At 54.2% G+C, this 2,386-nt stretch carries 3 protein-coding genes; all 3 read left to right on the forward strand.

The features are described 5' to 3' along the window. Positions 1-83 precede the first annotated feature (83 nt). The gene (gene tnpA / locus ACVBEJ_RS14475; protein ID WP_447130344.1) at positions 84-443 is read left to right on the forward strand and encodes an IS66-like element accessory protein TnpA; all 360 of its coding nucleotides are present in this window, start codon (positions 84-86) and stop codon (positions 441-443) included. Next, positions 440-775: an IS66 family insertion sequence element accessory protein TnpB gene (gene tnpB, locus ACVBEJ_RS14480; protein WP_447130345.1), complete on the forward strand. Its 336-nt coding sequence runs from the start codon at positions 440-442 to the stop codon at positions 773-775. Before tnpA ends, tnpB begins: the two co-directional genes overlap by 4 nt. 81 nt (positions 776-856) lie before the next feature. Then, positions 857-2,386, forward strand: a 1,530-nt coding sequence (gene tnpC, locus ACVBEJ_RS14485; protein WP_447130346.1) for an IS66 family transposase, incomplete at its 3' end; no start/stop codon positions are given.

Raw genomic sequence — 2,386 nt, forward strand, 5'->3', positions numbered from 1 at the left:
GTAAGCGTCCGGCCAACACATCTACCGATCCGGTGTTGATCCGATAATGATGGTGTCCACCTATTATTAAGTGGACACCTATTATGGATACATTAAGCGGCACCTCACTCTCATTCCCGGCCTCAACCAATAGCAAGCGTCGCCGGCGCTTTACACCAGAGTTTCGAGCGAAGGTTGTGGCACTGTGCAAACAACCTGATGCTTCTGTGGCAGGCATTGCTCGCCAGCACGGTCTGAATGCCAATCTGGTGCACAAGTGGATACGGGGCGCAGACAAATCATCCAGTGCTGCATCAAGCTCATCGGCAGACTTCTTACCAATCCCGGTATCTGCACCTGCTGCCGATCAGTGTGTCCGCATTGAGATGGGTAACCTGTCGATTCATTGGCCAATAGCACACATCCATCAGGCCGTGCCTTGGCTCAAGGCGCTGCAATCATGATCCGTATCGATCGTATCTGGCTGGCCACCGAACCACTGGATATGCGCGCGGGGCCAGACACCTGTCTGGCTCGAGTGATCAAGGTGTTTGGTGTGGCAGGGCCGCACCAAGCGTATGTGTTTTTAAACAAACGCGCCAATCGTATGAAGGTTCTGGTTCATGACGGCTTCGGTCTGTGGTTGGCGGCGCGTCGCTTGCACAGAGGGCGTTTTGTGCCAGCCCGCACTTGGCAACAGCACCCACTGGAGCTAAGTGCCGAACAGCTGCAAGCACTGGTAGTTGGCTTGCCCTGGCATCAGGTAGATTCCAATCAGGGCATCGCTGTTCTCTGATACCACCCATTGCCCTGCGTCTTATGCAATAACCGGATCTGGTACTCGTCAAGCGGTTCGTGTTCAGGCACAGTGGCACTCATGACCCACACGCCGAACCTCAATGCCCTCTCCAAAGACCAGCTTCGCGCCTTGGTACTGCAGATGCAGGTTGAGGCGCGACAGATACAGACTGAGTCTCAGCAAAAAGACCAAACCATCCAGACCATCTCGTTGGAAAACAGCAAGCTCAAGCACGAGATGGCAATCCTCAAACGACACAAGTTTGCCCGCACCAGTGAAACGTTGAATCCGCAACAACGCAGTTTGCTGGACGAGCTGGTCAATGAAGACATTGCGGCCATCGAAGAGCAGCTGGCCCGGCACGAACAACAGTTGCAGCCCAAGGCACCGGAAAAACGTCACCCCAAACGGGCGCCGTTGCCCCCTGAGTTGCCACGAACCACTATCAAGCATGAGCCGACGAACACGCAGTGCGACTGTGGTTGCCAGCTCAAACGTATTGGTGAGGACGTAAGCGAAAAGCTCGATTACATCCCCGGTACCTTTACGGTTGAGCGCCACGTTCGCGGCAAGTGGGTGTGTGACGCCTGCGAAACCTTAACCCAGGCACCCGTGCCACCGCAGGTAATCGACAAAGGCATCCCCACTTCTGGTTTGCTGGCACAGGTGTTGGTTGCCAAGTACAGCGACCATCTACCGCTGTATCGACAGGAAAAAATCTTTGCGCGGGCCGGTGTCGACATTGCTCGTTCTACACTGGCGGACTGGGTGGGCCGTTGTGGCGTGGCACTGCAGCCTCTGGTGGATGCCATGCGCGGTGCATTGCATCAAGAGCCGGTACTGCATGCGGATGAAACCCCGGTAGCGATGCTAACTCCGGGCAAGAAGAAAACCCATAAAGCTTACGTCTGGGCTTATACCAGTACATCCTTCTCAACACTCAATGCCGTGGTCTACGACTTTGCTCCGAATCGCTCGGGAGAGCACGCCCGTAAGTTCCTGCAAACCTGGCAAGGCAAGCTGGTCTGTGATGACTACAGTGGCTATAAAGCCAGCTTCCGAGACAACGTCACAGAGATTGGCTGCATGGCCCACGCTCGACGCAAGTTCTTTGACTTGCACGCGGCCAATCAAAGCACTTTGGCGGAGTATGCCTTAGAGCAGATTGGCCTTCTCTACCAAATAGAAAAACAGGTCAAGCAGCAGAGCAATAAAAAGCGTCAGCGCGTTCGAAAAGAGCAATCACAGCCAATACTGGATGGTTTGCATCAGTGGATGATATTGCAGCGCCAGAAAGTACCCGATGGTTCGGGAATAGCCAGAGCTATCGATTACAGCCTTAAACGATGGGAAGCATTAACTCGCTATTGCGAAGATGGAGCAGTGCCTATCGACAACAATCGGGTGGAAAATCAGATCCGGCCTTGGGCGCTGGGTCGAAACAACTGGCTGTTCGCGGGTTCACTTCGCAGTGGCCAGCGTGCTGCCAATGTGATGAGTCTGATCCAGTCGGCCAAACTCAATGGCCATGATCCGTATGCGTATCTGAAAGATGTGTTGGAGAGACTGCCGACACAGAAGAACAACCAACTTGAAGAATTGCTGCCG

Source organism: Porticoccus sp. GXU_MW_L64 (genome assembly GCF_052983295.1).